The following is a 13,840-nucleotide window of genomic DNA, read 5'->3' as shown; positions in this document are numbered from 1 at the left end:
GGCGCCGACGGCTCCCGCTACGAGTCCACCGACTACACCAGCTACTCCCACGACGAGGCCGAGACCAACAGCGTCTTCGCCGCCGAGGGCAACGAACAGTACTCCGCCTCGGAGTTCTCCAGCCTCGACGCGCTGCGCGCCCAGTTCGAGTCGGCCTTCGCCGAGGGCACCCAGATCTCCGACGGCGGCCAGGCCGGCCTGTCGATCGCCTCGAACTGACGCCTGATCGCGCTCCGTCGGGGACCCGACGGATGAGCACTAACTACTACGCTGGCTAGTAGAGTTCGGTGTCGGTGGCGTTGCGGGATGCCGCCGAACGATCTGACCGTCGATTGCTCCGAACCCCGTTCGCTCCGGGGCTTCGGGACGGGCGGAAGGTCGGCGCCGGTTCCCGTCCAATCCCCCGGATGAGAACCGGCGCGCCGCCGCAGCACCACACCCACATCAACCCTCAAAACAGATCGGATACCCCATGAGTGAGTACGGCGAGTTCCAGACCGGCGCCGAGTCCGGCGAGATCGAGCAGCTGCACACCGAGGCCGGCAGCGAGCAGGACTACCAGTCCGACTTCGGCGTCTACAGCCAGGACAGCGCGTCGGCGGAGTCCACCGACTTCGAGACCGGCAAGCACGTCGAATACGAGGGCGCCGACGGCTCCCGCTACGAGTCCACCGACTACACCAGCTACTCCCACGACGAGGCCGAGACCAACAGCGTCTTCGCCGCCGAGGGCAGCGAGCAGTCGCACACCTCCGAGTACGCGAGCATGGACGCGCTGCGCGCCCAGTTCGAGTCGGCGTTCGCCGAAGGCACCCAGATCACGGACGGCGGCCACGGCCCGGCCATCGCCGGGCACTGACGTCAAAGGCACCGACGAGGTGTCAAGCCGCTACGCGCAACTGCGAGGGGTGTGCCAGCCGGTGGGCGGTACACCCCTTACCGCAGCAATCCCCCGCAGGTGATGGCCTCACTGCCGCGGTGCGCGTTTGGCGGGTTGCGCGTCCCGTGCACGGTCCAGGCGTTGCTGGGCTCCGCGCTCCAGCCGGGCGCCGACATCGCTGCGGAGCCCACGCAGCACGAAGGCCGACACAACCATGCTCACCGCGAGCGCGACCAGCAGCTTGACGAACGGATCCAGCTCGATCGGCAGCACCGACAACACGGCAGCGGCCGCCACGAACAGGACGAGGCGCGCGCCGAGCAGTTTGAGGACGGGTCCCACAACCGGCGACTCTACCGTGCGCCTGCGCCACCCCGCACCGCGCGCCCCCCGGTCGACTATCGACGATAGTAGCCTGGGCGCACGCCGCTGCGTGGCGGAGACCGTCGCGCGGACCTCGGCCAGCTCGCCGGCACGTTCCGGTGCTGACCACGCGCGGGAAGCGGCTACAACGACAACGCGTCGGGCACCCAGGACACGTACCGGTCGAACATCGCCAGGGCCAGGGGGGCGACCGCGACCGCGGCAACTCCCGCCGCGACACACGCCCGGGCGAACACGGTGAGCGGTCGCGGCGGCGTGAGGAGGCGGTGCAGCCGTTCCAGGCTGTCGCCGCCGCCGGCGGCCAGCAGCCCGCTGTCCGCGCTCACCGGTCGGGCCATGGTGACGAGCGCCCGGGCCAGGTCGATCCGCGCCGCACTTCGGGCAGCGGTGTCGTCGGCGCACAACTCGACCAGCCGCTCCACCTGTCGCTTCGCCAGCCTGAAGCAGGCAACCCCGGGAAACGCCTGGACCAGGAACCGGACCCAGTGGGTGAGGTGGTAGTGGCGCCCACTGGCGTGGGCCCGCTCGTGGGCGAGCACGGCGTGCAGCTCCGGCGCCCTGAGCTGGTCAACAGCGCCGGAAGTGATGACGATGTCGGTGGTCTTCCCCGGCATCAGGTAGGCGGCGGGCTGGTCGTGCCGCACCACCGTCGCGCCGGGCACCAGCGACGGGATGCCGGCGAGCCGGACCAACATCCGCAGATCGGCGCGCCGGGCACGCTGGGCGGCGGCAAGCCGGGTGATGCCCAGCCCCATCCGATAGCACAGCCCGGCGACGGTCAGCAGCCCGACGACCGCGGCGACCTGAGCGGGAGCGTCGTGCCGGCCGAGCAGGGAGTCCAGGCAGAAGTGCCAGGCCCCGCTCACCAGGTCGTGGGTGCGGTCCCAGTACAACAGCAGGTTGAGGCCGGTGAGCAGGCTCGACGCCACGACGGCGCACGACCCGACGAGCCAGGTGGTCAGGGCCAGCCGCGGCGCCCGCAGCACCCACGACGCCCCCGCCAGCCGCGGCGCCGCCACGAACGCGAGGACCAGCGTGAACGCGATCAGCAGCAGCGGGCTCATCGGCCCGTGATCCGGCGTTCGTAGCTGCTCAGTGCCTCGCGGAGGGCGGCCGCGTCGTCCATCGTCATCCGGCCGACGAAGTGCATCAGCGCCTCGCCGCGGTCGCCGCTGTCGACGAGGACCTCGTGCATGGTCTGCGCCACGAGCTGGTCGCGGGTCAGCGCCGGCAGGTACCGGTACGCACGTCCGTCCGGCTCCCGGGTCAGCCAGCCCTTGCGGTACAGCGTGTCGATCACCGTCATGACCGTGGTGTAGGCGAGCTGCCGATGCCACCGCAGGTCGTCCATCGCCTCACGGACGGTCGTCGGCGCCTGCCGCTTCCACAGCACCTCCATGAGTGCCGTCTCCAGCTCCCCGAACCCCTGCACGATGCACCCCTCCACGCGGCTGACAGCAAGCCTAACCTGGCGGCGCACCCACCGGGGTCGGCCGAACCATCAGGGATACGACCCCTGCAGCTCCACCTACGAATGCTTCTAGTAGCTCGACGCGGCGTGAGCCTCGCCCGCGGGCTCCCGCCCCTTGCCAGGTCACGGGCTTTTTTCGCGACCTATCAAAACTCCATCGATCGTCGTAGACTCCCGCTCATGTGGAGAACGCCCGCCAAGCAATCGTTTTCCTATCGCGTGGTCGTACTAGCGGCCCTAGTAACCAGCTGCGCCGGCTGCACCGGCGAATCGCCGTCATCCTCTCCGCCGGAAGCGCTCCGCACCCCCGCGCCGGCCGGCCCGCCTCCGTCCCACGGGCCGTTGGCCGGTCCTCCGGGAAGCCCGACGGCGATGCACGGTTCGTGGGACGTCAGCCAGCTGGCCGACCCGTGCCGGACGCTCACCCAGGAGGAGGTCGGCCAGGTCCTGAAGATCCCGGTCAATCCGGCGCTGAAGGTGGACAGCTGGCCGCCGGTGTGCGCGTTCGGCATCACCCCCGCGTTCGGCCCTCTCGCACCGAGCGAGAAGCCCAGCGTGACCGAATACTTCTACATCCTCGACGACTCCGAGGCCAGTGGCCGGGACGACTTCGAACGGGGCCGCAGCAACCCGGCCGCCGTCGAGGCTGTCAGCGGGATCGGCGACGAGGCGTACTGGACCCCGGACAAGTACGAGCTGCAGGTGATGAGCGGCAAGACCCATCTCACCGCCAAGTTCAGCGGCGCCAAGCCACCCGCCGACCCCAAGACCAAGGTCATCGCGCTCGCACGGATCGCGCTGCCCCGCGCCAAGCCCCAGTAGCTCAGGACAGCAGACCTTCGCCGATCCATGAGCCGCGTTCGATGCCGGGCGGGCACGCGAACACGCCGCTGGACAGGTGCTGGCTGAAGCCGTTGAGCGGGTCGTTCGCGGCCAGACGTTGCTGGATCGCGGCGAACTGGCGCCGCGGATCCCGCTGGAAGCAGATGAAGATGAGCCCGGCGTCCATCAGCCCGTTGGGGTCCGCGCCGGCGTCGTAGGAGTAGGAGCGCCGCAGCAGCTTGACGCCGCCGTTCGCCCCGGGTGACGCCAGCTGGGCGTGCGCGCCGGGGAGGCCGTCGAGGCGGTCGTTGCTGTCGCGGCGGCGGCCGATGATCGCTTCCTGCGTGGCGAGATCGGTGCGGTCCCAGGTGTCCAGCAGCAGCCGGATCCGCCGCACGACGAGGTAGGTGCCGCCGTGCAGCCACGCCGGGCCGTCGCTCACCCACAGCTGCTCCGCCTGCTCCTTGGCCACGTCGAGGTTGGCGGTGCCGTCGCGGAAGCCGAACAGGCCGACGGGATCAGCCCGGTCGACGGCGTCCCGGAAGCCGACCTGGCGCCAGCGCAGGTGCGCGCTCGACCGCCCCGCGTTGACGAGCGCACGCACCGCGTCGTGCGCGGCGGTCGGGTGCCGGGCACAGACCTGCACGCAGACATCCCCACCGCCGGCGGCCGGGTCCAGCTGCTCACCGGGAAACGCCGGCAGCTCGGACAGCGCCGGCGGTCGGCGGTCCGCCAACCCGAACCGGCCTTCCGTGAACAGTCCCGGACCGAAACCGAACGTCACCGTGAGCTCGGCACCCGGCTGCCCGGTCAGCTCCGCCGCGACACGTGTCCACGTGCGCAGGAGGTCGGCCAGTCCGCCGCGATCCCGCGCCACCACGTCGAAGCCCGCGATCTGCAGGTATGGAAGCACCGCCGTGGTGATTCCGGCCTGACGCCCGCCGTAGAACGCCGGCGAGGGCTCGTCGCCGCATCCCGCCGCACCGAGCAGCGCTCCTCCCAGGATCCCGGTGCCGGCCAGCACCGAGCGGCGTGACATCCCCCGCCCGCCTGCCACTGGACCCATGGCGAGAACCTACATCGAGCGGCCTCCATCAAACCAGCGTGCGACGCCGGGATGGCGACGAGTCCGGGGTCGCGGTGAGGACGAACGCCACGACCGCCGTCAGGGGACCGCGCCGGAGGCCCACATGCGGGCCGCGACGCCGACCCGGTTCCGGACGCCGAGCTTCGTCTGGATGCTGGCCAGGTGCGTCTTCACGGTCCCGGCCGAGATGTTGAGCTCCGCCGCGATCTCCGCGTTGGTGCCGCCGGCCGCCACCGCCCGGGCGACGTCGCGTTCCCGGTCGGTCAGGGCGGCGACGCCGGGTGTTGCGGCAAGCGGCTGGAGGCGGCGCAGGAGGCGGACCGTCAGCTGCGGACTGATGAGGGTGTCGCCGGCCATCGCCGCGCGGACCGCCTCGATCAGCAACGTCGGCCCGGACCGTTTCAGCAGGAAGCCGCAGGCGCCGTCGCGCAGCGCGGTGGTGAGGTAGTCGTCCTGGTCGAAGGTGGTGACCACGATGACGCGGGGTCCGGTGCCGGCCAGCCGCCGGGTGAGTTCCAGGCCGTCGAGGCCGGGCATGCGGATGTCGGCGAGGACGACGTCGGGGCGCAGGTGACGGGCCAGGTCGAGGGCGGCGGTGCCGCTGGCGGCCTCACCGACCACGGTCATGTCGGGTTGGCTGTCCAGGACCAGCCGGAACCCGATCCGCACGTTCTCCTGGTCGTCGGCGATCAGGATGCGGGTGGTCACGGCCGGTCCAGCGGCAGCACGGCGGCGACGCGCCAGCCGTGGTCGTGCGGCCCGGCCCGCAGGGTGCCGCCGAGCAGGTGCGCCCGGTGCCGGAGGTCGGCGAGGCCGGTGCCGTTGCCGGGAGTCGCGGTGCCCGGGGCCGGCGCGTCGTTGGTGACGGTGACGGCCAGTTCCCGGCCCGGCGTGCGGGACACGACGACCCGGACCGCCGTCGCGGCCGGCGCGTGCCGGTGGACGTTCGTCAGCGCCTCCTGCACCAGGCGGTACGCGGTCGCGCCGATCTCCACCGGTACCCCATCCGGTGCGGCGAGCGAGGACTCGACGTGGCCGCCGAAGCGGTGCAGCAGTTCGGGCAGGTCGGCGAGGCCGGGCGCCGCGCCGGGAGGGCCGGCGAGGTCGCCGAGCATCGCGACGGTGCGGTCCATCGTGTCCAGGGCCCGCAGCCCGGCCGCCTCGACCCGGTCGAGCGCGTCCAGTGCGCGGGCCGGGTCGGTGCCGGCGACGAACTTGGCGGCCTGCGCGAGGGCCACGATGCCGCTGATGTCGTGGGCGACGAAGTCGTGCAGGTCGCGGGCGAGCGCGAGGCGCTGCGAGCGGCGTTCCCGGGCGACGGAGCCGCGGCGGCGGGCCTCCGCGAGGCGCGGGTATCCGCCGATCACCACCGCGACCGCCGGGCCGCCGGCCCACAGGGCGCAGGCGCCGACGGCGTCCAGCAGCGAGTCCGACGGCAGGAACCGCAGCACGCACACGGCGACGGCGAGCCCGGCGACGACGACCGCGGCGACCGCGGAGCGCCGGGGCGCCCACCGGGTCGCGGCGACGAGCAGCACCAGCAGCGCCGCGCACTCGCCGATCCCGGCCCAGCCCGCGGCCTCGCCGTAGTCGGGTGGCGCGACGACATACCCGGCGGTCGCGGCCAGGGACACCGCACCGGCGGCGACGGCCAGGCGCGCCGGCCACACCGCCCGGTCCGGCCGGCCGGCCGCGGCGACGGCCGCCGCGGCGGCCACGGCACCGGCGGCGGTCACGGCCGGCACGACCGCGAGGGTTCCGATCGCGTCGCTCATCCGCCCAGCGTAGAGACCCATGGGCGGCGGTGCGTCCGCCGAACGGCAGAGCCACCGGTGCCCGCGCCGCGCACAACCCGTCCTTCGGCAGATGCCGCGCCGCCGCCGGCCCGCCGAGGCTGAACCCATGACACTCAAACGCGTCAACTGGCCCGCCCTCGCCGCCGGGTGGGCCCTCGCGTACGGCCTGCTCGCGCTGTACTGGACCACCGGTGGCGGCGGCTTCCCGTTCGGCCCCGGCGACCCCGACCCGGGCATCGAGAAGGGCCTGTCGATTCTCGGTGGGGTCCGCCAGTCGGTGGCGGCGCCGGTCATCGCGGCGGTCGCGCTGGGCGCCGCGGTCATCGCCGCGCTGCTCGCGGGGCGCGCCAGCAGGGGCCGGGCCGGGATCGCGCTGGAGACGGTCGCGTGGACGGTGGCACTGACGCTCGGCGTGGTCGTGCCCGACTACCGGCCGCTGGTCGCGATGGGGCACGTGCCGGTGCTCCTCGCCGGCAAGCCGTTCGGTTGGCCCGACGGCGTGTCGATCGGCTCGCAGCTGCCGTGGCCGGTGCTGAACCAGGGCATCCTGATGGCCGGCGGCGCCCTGTTCGCCCTGGCGGCCCTCACCCACCGCCGGGCCCGCCGCGACGCCTGCGGCAGCTGCGGGCGCACCGGCGTGAGCGACGGCCGGGACCCGGCGCGCTGGGGCCGGATCGCCGTGTGGGTCGCCGCCGGTGTACCGGTCGTGTACGCCGCGACCCGGTTCGCGTGGGCACTGGGGATACCGCTCGGGTTCAGCTCGGCCCAGCTGCGGGACATGGCCGCGGAGATGCCCGGCATCTGGTGGGGCGGCGCGGCGCTGGGTGCCATGGGGTTGGGCGGGTCGGTGCTGACGTTGGGGCTGATCCGCCCGTGGGGCGAGCGGTTCCCCCGCTGGATCCCGGTGCTGCGGGGGCGCCGGGTGCCGGTCGCGCTCGCGGTCGTGCCCGCCGTCGTCGTCGCGATGGCGGTCACGTCGGCGGGGCTGATGTTCGGCCGGGTGCTGTACCTGGACCCGGATCCCGGGAAGCTGGCGATGATGGGCCCGGGCCTGCTGTGGCCGCTGTGGGGTGCCGCCCTGGCCGTGGCCGCGGCCGCCTACCGGATCCGTCGCCGGGGAGACTGCGCCCACTGCGTCAACGCGCCGGTGAAAACGCCGAGCGGACAGCCGTCAGCGGCGTGCCGGACCCATTGACCATATGGGGTGGGCCGGCTACGCGCGGTGGGTCACGTCGTTCGAGGGCGGGGACTACGGGCGCACGCAAGTCGCCGCCGGCATCCCCGGCAACCTGCGCTCCAGCGTGGCCAGCATCGCAGAACGGGCGACCGCCGGGCTCCGGGCCCACGGCTGGCGCATCCGCATGGTGACCGACGACGATCCGGACAACCACGTCACCGTCCTCGCCCGCCGCGACGGCCTGGACATCGCCGTGACCGTCTACGGCTACGCCGTGACCGCGGACCCGTCGGTCTTCGTCTCCATCGCCCGCTCGACCCCGGTGGCCGCCTGGCCCGCCGGGATCGGCGGCGGGCTGCTGAGCGCGTTGCTGGCGTTCCTCGCGTTCGGATGGGGCAGCCGCCGCACCGGGTCCGGCCACCCGTTCGGACGGCCGGCCGAGGCGCTGTACGGCATCGGGCTGCTGCCCTGGCTGCTGCCGACCACCGTCGCGCTGCCACTGACGACGATCCGCACGGTCCAGTACGGCGGGCCCGACTGGCCGCAGACATGGGAGTGGTTCGGCCAGCCGCACTACTTCATGTTCATCCCGCCCGGCGCGGTGTTCCTCGCCCTCGCCGCCGCCCTCGCGGCACGCCCCCCGGTCAGGAACGAACTGCTGGAAGCCCGCGGCTGACGGGTACACGCTTCTGCGTACTATCGCAGTGGGTGCCGGATATGCGACCTTGGCTCAGTGCATCCATCAGCAACTGTGAATGGCGCGCAGGCCCGCTCAGAGCTGGTGCTGCTGCAGGTGTGTGCCTGCCTGCGGGCCATCCAGCTGTCGGTGGGGCTGCCGGTGCTGCTGGCCGGCGGGCTCAACGACTTCCGCTGGAAGACGGTGATCATCGGTAGCCACCTGCTGGCCGTGGTCTGGGCGGCGGTGTTGTTCTCCGTGCTGCTGCGCCGGCGTGAGGTTTCGCTGCCGTGGGTCGTGGTCGACCTGGCGCTCGCGGGGATGTGGCTGATCACGGTCCCGCAGATGTGCGTGGCGTCGACCTGCGCGGCCGGCTGGCAGCTCTGGGTGGTGCCGCAGGCGATGGGCGCGATCATGCTCGCGACGATCTTCGTCCAGCTGGGGTTCGCGGCGGTCGGCACGCTGGCGATGGTCGGGTCGTACATCACCGGCATCTGGAACCAGATGCTGCACAGCGGCGGGATGACACCCGGGCTGACCGGGACCCTCGCGGTGAACGCCTTCTTCATGATCGGCTTCGGGTTTCTCGGCTGGATGTGTGCCCGGCTGCTGCGCAGCGCCGCCCACAAGGTCGATCTGGCGACCGCCGACGCGATCGAGGCCCGCGGCCGGGAAGCCACCGCCCGGGCCCGCTTCGACGAACGGACCAGGCAGTACGACGTGCTGCACCACACGGTGCTCAGCACCCTGAGCAAGATCGCCCGAGGTGGGCTGGACCACCGCGCGGAGGAGGTCCGGGCCTTGTGCGCCCGGGACGCCGACTTCCTGCGCGGCCTGATCACCGGCGCCGACGACACCGGCCCCGGCGACTTCGTGAGCGCCCTCGCCGGTGTGGTGCGTGACAAGCAGGCGCTCGGCCTGCGGGTCCACGCGCAGTATCACGCGCTACCCTCGAGGCTGCCGGAGATCGGGGCGGCCATGTTGCTCGGGGCGGCCCGCGAGGCGCTGACCAACGTCGCCAAGCACGCCGGCGCCGACGAGGCGTGGCTCACCGCGGTCGGTGAGGACGGTGGGGTACGCCTGACCGTCGTCGACCGCGGCGTCGGGTTCGAGCCGTCCGCCGCGCCGGTCGGCCGCGGCCTGATCCGCGAGCTGCGCCATCGGGTGATCGAATCGGGTGGCACGGTCGACGTCACGTCCACCCCAGGACATGGCACGGTGGTGGAGGTGCTGTGGAAACCGTGATCGACATCGCGGCGATCGACAACGACCGGATGCTCCTGGAGGGCATGGCGACCTGGATCTCGGGGATGCCCGACATCCGGCTGGCGGCGACCGCGTCGTCGGTCGACGACTTCCTCAGCCAGACCGTCTCGGCCCGGATCGTGCTGCTGGACCTCAACCTGGAGGACTTCTCCGACCCGGTGGACAACGTGGTGCGGCTGGTCAATGCGGGCTTCACCGTCATCGTCATCACGGTGGTGCCCGACCTGTCCTACATCCTGACGACGACCGAGGCCGGCGCGGTGGCCTACGTGGCGAAGACCGCCAACCTCACGTCGCTCGCCGACGTCATCCGGGCGGTCGCGCGGGGCGACTCGCCGATGACGACGGAACACGCGTTCTGGTTGGGCCGCGACGACCGGCCGGACCGGCCGGAGCTCACTCCCCGCGAGCACGAGGTGCTGGTGGCGTACGGCCGCGGGATGACCGTGGACGCGGTCGGCCGCCAGCTGGGCATCGCCCCGGGCACGGTGCGGACCCATCTGGAGCGGGCGAAGCAGAAGTATGCCGAGGTCGGCCGGCCGATCCGGCACCGTGGCCAGTACGGCGAGCGCATCCGCGAGGACGCGCTCGGCCGCGAGCGGCTGCCCGGGCCGAACGCCACCCCGCCGACCAACTGAAGCCGGTCACGGAAACGGGTGCGGGACGAGCCGGGGCTCGGCACCGGCCAGCCGCTCCCGCAGCCGGGGCAGGCTCAGCGCCCGCTGCCGCAGCCACCCGAAGTCGATCGGCAGCAGGCCGGGCACGATCGTGCACACCGTGCGCAGGCCCATCGCGTGCTGCTCGGGGGTGCTCTGGTCGACGACGATGACGTCGAGGCCCTTGGCGTGCAGCTCGTCCAGCACCTGCTGCAGGTCGTGCAGCAGGTCATGGGTCGGGGTGCGGGGCGCGCCGTAGACGTCGCTCATCGCCTCGAGCGGCCGGTCGGCGAGGTAGTCCGCGGCGTGCTCGCGCATCCTCGGCAGGCCGAACAGGTCGGCGTGGTCGTGCACGGTCTGCACGAGGGTGTAGTCGTCGGCCATCGCGTCGAGTTGGGCCCGCCGCCGGCGGGTCGTGCGGGCCTTGACCGGGATGTAGGACAGGGTCTCGGACAGTGCGGCGGCGACCGCCCGGGCGGGGTCGAGGTGCGCGCCCGCCGCGAAGGCGAGCAGTCCCGGGCCACCGTCGTGCCGGACGGCCAGGGTCGTGACCACGGGCACGGTCAGGTCGGTGCGGTTGTCGAACGCGAGCACCTCGTAGCCGGCCAGCGAACTGCGGTCGATCATGGACCGGACGTGGGTGCTCGCGCACGTGTCGAGGTCGATGCGGCGCAACGGCTGCCGGGTGTACCAGCCGAGCAGGAACGCGTCGCGTTCGATCAGCTCCAGCAGGCCGTACAGGATGGCCTCCTCCAGGCAGCCGCCGGTGGCGCAGCCGTTGGAGGAGCTGAGCACGAAGTTGTCGTGGGGTGCCCCGGAGCTGTAGAAGCACAGCCGCCGCGGCACCATGATCGGTTCGCCGGTGCCGACGACGTGCCCCCACACCCACGGGATCGGTCGGGTCGGGTCGAAGCGTTGCACGAGCGGGTCGACGTCGTAGGTCTCGTCCGGGTAGACGCCGCAGCTGGCCGGGTCCAGCGCCCGGTCGGCGACGTCGGCGTAGGCAGCGACCAGCGGTGGCCCGGCGCGGCGGCGGTGCGTGCCCGCGTACCGTTCCAGCCCTTCCAGGTAGGCCAGCCGCAGGCTGTCGCCGAAGCCGGCGGCGTGCCCGCTCCAGGCGACGTCGAGCAGGCCGGCGTAGCCGCGGATGAACACGCCCCCGGTGACCGGCGACGTCGTGGGCATGGCCGGGTTCATCAGCGCCCCGGCGCCGATGGCACCGCTGACCGGGTTGACCAGCGCACCGACCGGGAGCCGGTACTCGTGCGCGTCGTGCAGGCGGTAGGTGTCCGGTGCCGGTTTCGGGCGCGGCTGCAGGGCGCTCCAGCGGGCCGGGCGGTCGGTCTCGACGCGGCCGCAGCTCGGGCACAGCGGCTCCGGCAGCAGCGGCACGGTCACCGTGCGCAGGCTGGCGAGGTCCAGCGAGGTGACCCGGGCCAGCGCGTCGCTGTCCGGATCGAGGTAGCGGCCGGCCGTCGGTGGCGTGCCGGCGATCGCGCGGAACAGTTGCCACACGGCGTCGACGAGGTACGGCGGCAGCTCCGGCCAGTCGCCCACGGCGGTGAGGTGCCGGCCGGTCTCCAGCGCGTCACGCTCGGTGCGCCCGCGCATCCGCTGCCACCGCACCCCGAAGCAGTGCCCACACGCGCCGTCCGGCCCGGCGGGCCCTCCCCAGGGGCCGATGACGACGCTGCCCGCGGACAGGTGCACGTTGGCGTCCCGGCGGGCCGGGTCGGGATCGTTCGTGAGGTCGGTGGCGCCGAGGGTCACCACGGCCGGTCGCCGCCCACCGTCACGAGGATCCGCGAGCCAGCGGGCGTCGAGTGCCCGCCGGAGCCGGGCCGCGGCGGCGCTGAGCGGGGCCGCCGCGGCCGTGGTCGTTGCCGGCCGGTTCGCTGCCTGCGCGGCCGGCCGGGTCGCTGACGTCGTCACTCCTCGTTGCTCCACTTGAACAGGCGCAGCCCGATCGCCGTGAACACCACGGCGAAACCGGTGAGCACCCCGCAGGCGATCCAGTAGTCGCGGGCCTCACCCGCGCCGGCCAGGGCGTAGACGAGGCCGTCGAGGAGGTAGCGCAGCGGCATCGTGTACGACACGTCCTGCAGCCAGGCGGGCATGAGCTCCACGGGGATGAACGCGCCGGACAGGAACGCCATCGGGATCACGACGCAGTTGCCGATGGCGCTGACCGCCTCGGGGGTCTTCGACACGGCACCGATGATGAGCCCGAGCCCGAGGAACGCCGCGATGCCCAGCAGCATCACGGGCAGCACGAGCGGCCAGCGCGCGGACACGTGCATGCCGAACAGGGGGATGGTCGCCACCCCGATGAACAGCACGCACTGGGCGACGCCGACGCCGACCGCGATCGCCAGCCGCGCCAGCACCACATCGCTCAGCGGGGCGGGAGTGTGCCGGATCAGGCGCAGCAGGTCGTCCTTGCGCCACTGCATCAGGGAGAAGGCGACCCCGAACGAGGCCGCGTTGGCCTGCCCCCACGCCAGGACGCCGGGGGCGATGAAGTCGATGTAGCCGTTGCCGGTCTCCTCGACCCGCTGGCCCTTGAAGATCAGGCCGAAGATGGTCAGGAAGATCAGCGGGAAGGCGAAGGTGAAGAAGATCGTCGCGGTGTCGCGGGTGTTGGCTTTGAAGGAGGCCCGGGTGAGGGCCGCGAACGCGGTCACGACTGTGCTCCGATCAGTTCCAGGTACGCGTCTTCGAGGGTGGCCGACCTGGTCTGGACGCCGTCCAGGCCGCCGTGGTCGCCCAGGGCCGCCAGGACCCGGGCCAGGTGCCGGGTGTGCAGGGTGAGCAGGTCCGTGCCGACGGTCGCGTCGTCGACGCCGTCCAGGGTGCGGGCCTGTTCGGCGGACATCGCCGTGGCCGGCAGCAGCACCCGGCTGCCGACCCCGGACCGGCCGATGAGCTCGTGCGGGGTGCCGAGCGTCAGGATCCGGCCCTGGTGCAGGATGGCGACCCGGTCGCAGAGCTCCTCGGCCTCGTCGAGGTGGTGGGTGGTGTACACGATGGTCCGGCCGGCCGCCTTGAGCTGCCGCAGCATCGTCCACAGATCGCGGCGGGCCTGCGGGTCGAGCGCCCCGGTCGGCTCGTCGAGGAAGATGACCTCGGGCTGGTGCACCAGCGCGGTGGCGATCGCGAGGCGCTGCCGCTGCCCGCCGGACACCTTCGACACCCGGACGCCGGCCGAGTCGGTGAGGCCGACCTGCGCGAGGGCCCGTTGCGCGGCGCCGCGGTCGAGGCCGTAGAACGCGGCCACCGTCTCCAGATGCTCGACGGCGGTCAGGTGCGGGAAGAACGCCGACTTCTGCGTCTGCACACCGATCAGCGGCAGGAGCGCCGGATCGCGCGGGTACGGGCGGCGACCGAGCACGGTCACCGTCCCGCTGTCGGGCACCCGGAGACCTTCGATCATCTCGATGAGGGTGGTCTTGCCGGCGCCGTTGGGCCCGAGCAGCCCGATGAACTCGCCGCGCGGCACGGTCAGGGACACGTCGGTCACGGCCTGGACCGCGCCGTAGGACTTGTGCAGCCGCTCGACCTCGATGGCTGTCTCCGCGGCTGTCCGCGAAGTCGCTGCCTGCATTGCCTTTGTCTTCAACGCCGC

General features: G+C 72.7%; 16 protein-coding genes. 7 read left to right on the top strand and 9 right to left on the bottom strand.

Annotated elements, in window-relative coordinates:
• Positions 1 to 219, top strand: a 219-nt coding sequence (locus Dsi01nite_RS26620; RefSeq protein ID WP_203848980.1) for a hypothetical protein, incomplete at its 5' end; no start/stop codon positions are given.
• 253 nt (positions 220 to 472) lie between these two features.
• A complete protein-coding gene (locus Dsi01nite_RS26615; RefSeq protein WP_203848979.1) occupies positions 473 to 859 on the top strand; it encodes a hypothetical protein in 387 nt (128 codons plus the stop codon).
• A gap of 108 nt (positions 860 to 967) precedes the next feature.
• On the opposite strand, the gene Dsi01nite_RS26610 is transcribed toward Dsi01nite_RS26615, so the two are convergent.
• From Dsi01nite_RS26610 to Dsi01nite_RS26600, 3 genes are all read right to left on the bottom strand, one after another.
• Positions 968 to 1,222 (bottom strand): DUF4229 domain-containing protein, encoded by a 255-nt coding sequence (locus Dsi01nite_RS26610; RefSeq protein ID WP_203848978.1) that lies wholly within the window; start codon positions 1,220 to 1,222, stop codon positions 968 to 970.
• A gap of 164 nt (positions 1,223 to 1,386) precedes the next feature.
• Positions 1,387 to 2,328 (bottom strand): M56 family metallopeptidase, encoded by a 942-nt coding sequence (locus Dsi01nite_RS26605; RefSeq protein ID WP_203848977.1) that lies wholly within the window; start codon positions 2,326 to 2,328, stop codon positions 1,387 to 1,389.
• Complete coding sequence (locus tag Dsi01nite_RS26600; protein WP_239136184.1) at positions 2,325 to 2,696, bottom strand: BlaI/MecI/CopY family transcriptional regulator; 372 nt, start codon at positions 2,694 to 2,696, stop codon at positions 2,325 to 2,327. Before Dsi01nite_RS26600 ends, Dsi01nite_RS26605 begins: the two co-directional genes overlap by 4 nt.
• A 411-nt stretch (positions 2,697 to 3,107) precedes the next feature.
• Here Dsi01nite_RS26600 and Dsi01nite_RS26595 point away from each other — a divergent pair, with 411 nt between their 5' ends.
• Complete coding sequence (locus tag Dsi01nite_RS26595; RefSeq protein WP_203848976.1) at positions 3,108 to 3,557, top strand: hypothetical protein; 450 nt, start codon at positions 3,108 to 3,110, stop codon at positions 3,555 to 3,557.
• Between the two features lies 1 nt (position 3,558).
• Here Dsi01nite_RS26595 and Dsi01nite_RS26590 read toward each other — a convergent pair whose 3' ends face one another.
• From Dsi01nite_RS26590 to Dsi01nite_RS26580, 3 genes are all read right to left on the bottom strand, one after another.
• On the bottom strand, positions 3,559 to 4,623 hold the full coding sequence (locus tag Dsi01nite_RS26590; protein WP_203848975.1) for a Dyp-type peroxidase: 1,065 nt from the start codon (positions 4,621 to 4,623) through the stop codon (positions 3,559 to 3,561).
• A 99-nt stretch (positions 4,624 to 4,722) separates the two neighbouring features.
• On the bottom strand, positions 4,723 to 5,352 hold the full coding sequence (locus Dsi01nite_RS26585; protein WP_203848974.1) for a response regulator: 630 nt from the start codon (positions 5,350 to 5,352) through the stop codon (positions 4,723 to 4,725).
• Positions 5,349 to 6,419 carry a sensor histidine kinase gene (locus Dsi01nite_RS26580; RefSeq protein WP_203848973.1) on the bottom strand — a complete coding sequence of 357 codons (1,071 nt, stop codon included), beginning with the start codon at positions 6,417 to 6,419 and terminating at the stop codon, positions 5,349 to 5,351. The genes Dsi01nite_RS26585 and Dsi01nite_RS26580 overlap by 4 nt, the downstream gene beginning before the upstream one ends.
• Before the next feature lie 127 nt (positions 6,420 to 6,546).
• On the opposite strand from Dsi01nite_RS26580, the gene Dsi01nite_RS26575 reads away from it, so the two are divergent.
• From Dsi01nite_RS26575 to Dsi01nite_RS26560, 4 genes are all read left to right on the top strand, one after another.
• Positions 6,547 to 7,635, top strand: a complete 1,089-nt coding sequence (locus tag Dsi01nite_RS26575) for a hypothetical protein (RefSeq protein ID WP_203848972.1) — start codon at positions 6,547 to 6,549, stop codon at positions 7,633 to 7,635.
• 4 nt (positions 7,636 to 7,639) lie between these two features.
• On the top strand, positions 7,640 to 8,293 hold the full coding sequence (locus tag Dsi01nite_RS26570; RefSeq protein WP_203848971.1) for a hypothetical protein: 654 nt from the start codon (positions 7,640 to 7,642) through the stop codon (positions 8,291 to 8,293).
• A 75-nt stretch (positions 8,294 to 8,368) separates the two neighbouring features.
• On the top strand, positions 8,369 to 9,538 hold the full coding sequence (locus tag Dsi01nite_RS26565) for a sensor histidine kinase (protein ID WP_203848970.1): 1,170 nt from the start codon (positions 8,369 to 8,371) through the stop codon (positions 9,536 to 9,538).
• On the top strand, positions 9,526 to 10,197 hold the full coding sequence (locus tag Dsi01nite_RS26560) for a LuxR C-terminal-related transcriptional regulator (RefSeq protein WP_239136183.1): 672 nt from the start codon (positions 9,526 to 9,528) through the stop codon (positions 10,195 to 10,197). The genes Dsi01nite_RS26565 and Dsi01nite_RS26560 overlap by 13 nt, the downstream gene beginning before the upstream one ends.
• 6 nt (positions 10,198 to 10,203) lie before the next feature.
• Here Dsi01nite_RS26560 and Dsi01nite_RS26555 read toward each other — a convergent pair whose 3' ends face one another.
• From Dsi01nite_RS26555 to Dsi01nite_RS26545, 3 genes are read right to left on the bottom strand one after another with little or no spacing between them, the layout of a single operon-like run.
• On the bottom strand, positions 10,204 to 12,147 hold the full coding sequence (locus Dsi01nite_RS26555) for a TOMM precursor leader peptide-binding protein (protein ID WP_203848969.1): 1,944 nt from the start codon (positions 12,145 to 12,147) through the stop codon (positions 10,204 to 10,206).
• The gene (locus tag Dsi01nite_RS26550; RefSeq protein ID WP_203848968.1) at positions 12,144 to 12,899 is read right to left on the bottom strand and encodes an ABC transporter permease; all 756 of its coding nucleotides are present in this window, start codon (positions 12,897 to 12,899) and stop codon (positions 12,144 to 12,146) included. The genes Dsi01nite_RS26555 and Dsi01nite_RS26550 overlap by 4 nt, the downstream gene beginning before the upstream one ends.
• Complete coding sequence (locus Dsi01nite_RS26545; RefSeq protein ID WP_203848967.1) at positions 12,896 to 13,819, bottom strand: ABC transporter ATP-binding protein; 924 nt, start codon at positions 13,817 to 13,819, stop codon at positions 12,896 to 12,898. The genes Dsi01nite_RS26550 and Dsi01nite_RS26545 overlap by 4 nt, the downstream gene beginning before the upstream one ends.
• Between the last annotated feature and the right edge of the window lie 21 nt (positions 13,820 to 13,840).

It is taken from the genome of Dactylosporangium siamense (assembly GCF_016862795.1).
GTDB classification, from domain to species: domain Bacteria; phylum Actinomycetota; class Actinomycetes; order Mycobacteriales; family Micromonosporaceae; genus Dactylosporangium; species Dactylosporangium siamense.
This window is presented reverse-complemented; position numbering and strand designations above follow the sequence as displayed.